The following is a 1,328-nucleotide window of genomic DNA, read 5'->3' on the forward strand; positions in this document are numbered from 1 at the left end:
TTCACAACTACCGATAAACCTCCTAGTTGTGCTGCTGCATTTTCTACCAATAACTTTGCTTGCTCTGGTTTGGTGATATCTGCTTGTAGGGCGATCGCTTTTACTCCGTGAGTGGCTGCTTCCTCAGAAGCTTGCTTGGCTGCTTCTTCACTGCGGTTATAGTGAAATGCAACATCAAATCCCTTACTAGCTAAATCAATAGCGATCGCTTTTCCAATTCCCACTGCTGAGCCGGTCACTAAAGCTTTTTTCAGCATTGTCTTTTTTCACCATTGTTTTTCAACTTATATAGTCTATCAACCTGATTTGATCTCCTAAAAATTAACACCGAGTAACTCCGGAAATATCTAACCTTTCGAGAAGTTGGGATACTTTCATTCCCGAGACTGGCTCTATCCAATCAGGAGCGATTTCGGCCAAGGGCACTAACACAAACGCTCTCTCTCTCATGCGTGGGTGAGGTATGATTAGATCAGGGGTATCTAGAATCAGGTTACCAAACAAGATTAAATCTAAATCTAAGGTTCTTGCTCCCCAATGTTCCAAACGAACTCTACCAAACTTTTGCTCTGTTTCTAGCAGAGTCTCTAGCAACTTTTGGGGACTTACTTGTGTGTCCACTAGGGCGCAACCATTGATATAATCTGGTTGCACAGGTCCAATAGGTTTAGTTTTGTACCAACTGGAGCGGGTTTTGACAGTAATCCCTGGAGTTTGATCGAGTTCAATCAGAGCAGCTTCTAAGGTGGCTTGAGAATCACCGAGGTTACTACCTAGTGCGATCGCACTAAGGGTACTTTTGCTAGTTGATAAGACTTGGGAATTAGATACCATACAGCTCCTGACAGAAGAATTGGTGGCAAGCTACTCTTGTACAAACATTTATAATACCATAGAAAGATTCAATAGCTCGAAAAAAATTTGAAGCTATTCTGACTAACTGCTATTAACTAGCAATAATACCTAGGCAGATCACTACAACCCATGTGTTAGCCTTTAAGACTGCGCTCCATCCCTACTGCCTACTACCTACTCTCATTAACAACGAAAGTACCTCACCTAATTGAGAACTGCTATATAATAGTAATCCCTCTCGACATAGCTTCTGGAGCTGGGATGACCCGACCAATTAAGCAGCTTTGTTTATGACCAAAAGCTTTCAACTTATTAATACATTCATCAGCTTTTTCTGCTGGAATAGCTGCTAGGAGTCCGCCAGAGGTTTGAGGGTCAAATAACAACTGGTAGTTAGGTAAATGACTAACGTCTAATCTATTCTTGATGTAAATAAGATCGGAAGAGCGTAGACTGCCTTTTAGTTCGTTGCT

Annotated in this window: 2 protein-coding genes and 1 pseudogene; all 3 read right to left on the minus strand. The window is 41.7% G+C overall.

What is annotated here, in order from left to right; genetic code table 11:
• A partial coding sequence (locus F6K53_RS42935; protein WP_293086737.1) for an SDR family NAD(P)-dependent oxidoreductase occupies nt 1–257 on the minus strand: 257 nt, incomplete at its 3' end.
• Nucleotides 258–321: 64 nt separating this feature from the next.
• Nucleotides 322–834, minus strand: coding sequence for a 2-amino-4-hydroxy-6-hydroxymethyldihydropteridine diphosphokinase (folK, locus tag F6K53_RS42940; protein WP_293086739.1), 513 nt, complete (start codon nt 832–834; stop codon nt 322–324).
• A gap of 239 nt (nt 835–1,073) precedes the next feature.
• Nucleotides 1,074–1,328: pseudogene (locus F6K53_RS42945) on the minus strand (AIR synthase-related protein); the annotation flags it as partial.

The organism is Moorena sp. SIO4A1 (assembly GCF_010672065.1).
Classification (GTDB): domain Bacteria; phylum Cyanobacteriota; class Cyanobacteriia; order Cyanobacteriales; family Coleofasciculaceae; genus Moorena.